Source organism: Ruminococcus sp., assembly GCF_017650195.1.
GTDB lineage: Bacteria > Bacillota > Clostridia > Oscillospirales > Ruminococcaceae > Ruminococcus.
The window spans coordinates 1-4,287 of sequence record NZ_JAGCFH010000263.1 but is presented as its reverse complement, the minus strand read 5'-3'; the positions used below and the strand labels follow the sequence as shown (position 1 = coordinate 4,287).

The 4,287-nt window shown below is 40.8% G+C and carries 4 protein-coding genes; 2 read left to right on the top strand and 2 right to left on the bottom strand.

Annotated features, from left to right (window positions below; translation table 11 throughout):
- Together J6U00_RS12055 and J6U00_RS12050 are read right to left on the bottom strand one after the other, a co-directional pair.
- Positions 1 to 1,573 (bottom strand): ABC transporter ATP-binding protein (locus tag J6U00_RS12055; protein ID WP_296582185.1); only part of this gene is annotated, 1,573 nt, incomplete at its 3' end.
- A 69-nt stretch (positions 1,574 to 1,642) separates the two neighbouring features.
- The gene (locus tag J6U00_RS12050) at positions 1,643 to 2,875 is read right to left on the bottom strand and encodes a UDPGP type 1 family protein (protein ID WP_296582183.1); all 1,233 of its coding nucleotides are present in this window, start codon (positions 2,873 to 2,875) and stop codon (positions 1,643 to 1,645) included.
- Between the two features lie 283 nt (positions 2,876 to 3,158).
- Between J6U00_RS12050 and J6U00_RS12045 the strand changes: the two genes are divergently transcribed.
- Together J6U00_RS12045 and J6U00_RS12040 are read left to right on the top strand one after the other, a co-directional pair.
- A complete protein-coding gene (locus J6U00_RS12045; protein WP_296582180.1) occupies positions 3,159 to 3,743 on the top strand; it encodes a hypothetical protein in 585 nt (194 codons plus the stop codon).
- Positions 3,743 to 4,287: nucleotidyl transferase AbiEii/AbiGii toxin family protein (locus tag J6U00_RS12040; protein WP_296582179.1), on the top strand; the 545-nt coding region annotated here is incomplete at its 3' end. The genes J6U00_RS12045 and J6U00_RS12040, both read left to right, overlap by 1 nt.

The following is a 4,287-nucleotide window of genomic DNA, read 5'->3' as shown; positions in this document are numbered from 1 at the left end:
GCTGCGATATCATAACAACTGAGGTTTCTGAAAGATTTTCCTTTAATGCTTTCCTGAGCCTGAGATCAGTACTGTAATCAAGAGCGCTTGTTGAGTCATCAAGAATCAGTATGTCAGGCTTGCCGACAAGTGCACGGGCAATAGCTATTCTCTGTTTCTGACCACCGGAAAGATTGCTTCCTCCCTGAGCTATATAAGTATCAAGGCCTTTTGGTAGCTTTTCAACGAATTCCCATGCCTGGGCGGTTTTCAGAGCAGATATGATCTCTTCATCAGTTGCGTCGCTTTTCTGCCATTGCATATTCTCACGAAGTGTGCCTGAGAAAAGAACAGCTTTCTGAGGTACTGTACCTATGATCTTTCGAAGTTCTTCAACATTGACTTCATTTATATCTACTCCTGATACTATGACCTTTCCGCTTGTCGGTCGGTAAAACGCCGGTATTAGAGCTGCGGCTGTGGATTTACCGCTTCCGGTGCCGCCTATGATACCAAGCATTTCCCCGCGCTTCAGGGTGAAAGAAAGATCATGGACCGAGTCTTCTCCTGAGTTTTCATAGCCGAATGAAACATTGCAGAATTCTATAATGTTCTCACTGCTTCTGTCAGGGGGAATTGTTCCGGTTTCTTCAGAAGGAAGGCTGAATACTTCGCTTATACGATTAGCGGATGCAAAAGCCTTTGTGAAAATAACGATCAGATTTGCAAGTACTACAAGTGCAAGCAGGATCTGTGTCATGTAGTTGGTAAACGCGGTCAGCTCACCCTGTGTCAGGCTTCCTGAGTCGATACGCAGTCCGCCGAACCAGATGATAGCTACGATACCAAGGTTCATGATCATGAATGCCGCCGGGTTCAGAATAGCTGAGATCTTACTGACTGCCGCAGAGCATTCGGCTATTTCATTAACAGCTTCACTGAATTCTTCTATTTCTTCATTCTGACGTGAGAAAGCACGTATAACTCGTGTTCCTTCAAGGCTTTCACGCGTGAGAAGAGCAGCTTTATCAAGTTTCTGCTGCGTCTTTCGGTACATCGGAACGGTTTTCCGCATGATAAGGAAGATTATGACGGATATGAGCGGGGCTGAGAGTATGAGTACAAGTGAAAGCTTCATGTCTATCATAAATGCCATTATTGCAGCTCCTATAACAAGGAAAGGCGCGCGTACAGCAAGTCTGATAAACATGTTTACGCCATTCTGAACTGTCATTGAGTCATTTGTAAGACGATTTATGAGGGAAGATGTTCCTATTTTATCTATGCTTGAGTATGAAAGTGAATTGATGTGTCTGTAAAGATCGGCTCGCAGATCAGTCCCGAATCCGTATGCGCATTTTGCTGCAAGGAACTGACACGTCAGGGCAAAACAAAGTCCGCATACACCGAGAATGATGATAAGTCCGCTCATTTTCAGTACATATGCGCTGTCTTTATTTGCTATTCCGTTGTCTATTATTCTTGCCATTACGATAGGGACGATAAGCTCGAATATAGCTTCCAAAAGCTTGAAAAAAGGTCCCAGAACAAGTTCCTTTTTATAGCTTTTTAAATATCTGAACAGCCTTTTCATCTGTCAACCTCATTTCCGAAAAACAGCGGACAGAACGTCCGCTGTTAGGAGTTATACTATGTATGTTTTTTAGAGTGCCACTCCATTTTCTTCGAGAAGCTTTCTGGCGGATACTACTGAATCAGCGCCATCAGGATTCTTTATGGGAGCGAATTCTTTCTCACGGATTACTTCATATGGAATACAGCTGTCATGCATATTGATCATATCAAGTATGAGTTTCTCGAATTTGTGTCCGTTGGGTTCTGATGGTGTGATATATTCTCTCTTGTCGTTCATATACGGAATCTTTTTGTCAACAGTGTGAATAGGCATATTCTGCTTGTTGATCTCTTCAAGTTTTGAAATGCTGAATAAGTAATTGAGAATAACACCATATTTGTACGCTAGTTCACCATCTGAATTGCGCTGAGTGATCATATCACCGGTCATCTCATAGTACTCAACAATTGACGGTCTTCCGTCTTCCAGACACATTACGCCGACTCTTTCCTCAGGTGAGCTTTTGGGTACGACCTTGCTTCCTGACTGTGCTCCTGATTTTATTATAGCACCTATGAAGAGCGGGTCTGCTATTTTTGCGAGTACATTATCTACACCGAATACGTTGAGCCATTCTGCACCATTCTTCTTGAGCTCATCAAGCAGTCCTGAACGTACCAGAGATGAGAACCAGCCTCCGTTTCCGTTAGGGGAAGAGGATATGCGTGATTCAGCTTCCATATATATCTTTCCGTTGAAATCTACTGCAGGAGCCATATCCTGAACAAAGAAGTGAACATAATCGGCATTGTATCCGAAATAGTTCTTTTCACGGAAGAATCCAACAGTATCTTCGTTGTTTTTTTCGCTTGTCATGATGCAGAGGTGAATAAACTTACCGGTCTCATCAACGACTTTCATTATATTGTTTATGAGGCATTCGAAAATGAACAGTTCATGTGTTACTCCGATATTGAACATGCCCTTTGGCTTGTCAAAACCAAGGCGTGTTCCCTGTCCGCCAGCGAGAAGAACCAACGCTATTTTTCCGTCCTTCAGTGCCTTGATTCCAAGCTCATGGTAATTATCACTGTTTTTAGCAATATCTGAAATGGAAACTGCTTCGATCGGCTCTATAACACCCCGTTTGAGAGCTTCATTATTTTTTGTGTCAAGAGCTTTGAGTATTGAGAAATCTATTTTTTCGATCTGCATCAGCAGGGATCTTTTCTGTTCTTCATCAAGTTCATCATAGTATCTGAGCAGATGTTCCTGTTTATACGTGCTTAACTGTTTTTTTGCTTCCTCAAATGATATCATATACTGTACCCCTTTTTCCTTTTTTTGTATATTACTTATTATAGCATGATTTGAAGAACAAATCAACAAAACTTTTTTGTTGTAATATTCAGGCTTTCACATAAAAAGTGTCGGATTGAATTTTGCAAATCTCTCGGATTGAAATTACACAATCTATCGGGGTATGCAATATTTGCAGCATATTTCCAATAAAAATGACACTTTAATAATTCCAATTTTTTTTCGAAAAAAGTCTTGATTTTTGCCTCGAAATTGTGTATAATACAATTTGGAGGCGGTAATCGTGATTTTAACTACATCAATTCTTACAGAACAGCTTCATAAATATAGCGATCCTGCAGGAAAAATATTGCGCATGAAAAAGGACGGAAAAATTTTCCAGCTTACACGCGGATTATATGAAACGGACAGGAACGTGCAGGGACATTGCCTCGCAGGAGCGATATTCGGTCCATCTTACCTGTCCTTTGATTACGCACTTTCAGTTTATGGTTTGATACCTGAAGCTGTATACGCTTTTACATCAGCCACCTTCAGCAAGAAAAAGGCAAAGGAATGTGATAATATATTCGGGCACTTCTCTTATCAAGATGTTCCTTCCGAAGCATATCCTCTTGGAATTGTAATTAAGGAGGAAAATGGATATATCTATCAGATTGCAGCGCCTGAAAAGGCTCTGTGCGATAAACTGTATATCATGCCGCCTGTAACAAGTCAAAGAGATATCGAAAAAATGCTGTTTGACGATCTCCGTATTGACACAACAGAATTTGACAGACTCAATTTTGATGACATCTTGCAGATAGGCGATAAATATCACTGTAACAACCTTAAATACCTTATGAAGTATCTTCGGAGGAATAAATAATGAATAATGTGCTCAATGAAATGCTCAGGAAATACCAAACGAGCGGCGTCTCTGACAAGAAAAATGCTATAAAAGAAATAATGCAGGAAATCGTTTTATGCGGACTTTCACGTGCCGGCTTTTTTCAGAAGACTGCTTTTTATGGCGGAACTGCCCTCCGCATATTCTACGGCCTTGATCGTTTTTCCGAAGATCTGGATTTTTCATTGATGAAAACCGATGATAGCTTTGAATTATCAGATTACTTTCCAACACTGAGAAAAGAGATCGCTGCCTATGGTCTCAATGTTGAGATATCAGAGAAACAGAAGACCAAGGAATCGGCTATTCGTTCAGCTTTTTTGAAAGGTAATACAAAGGAGCATATGCTGTTGTTTTATGCTTCCGATCCAATAACAAGCGGAATAGCCGGTGATGAAAAAATAAAGATCAAGTTTGAAGTTGATACGAATCCGCCGAATGGTGCGACTTTTGAGCATAAATTTCGACTGCTTCCTGCACCTTATGAAGTAACATTATATGATATGCCATCGCTTTTTGCCGG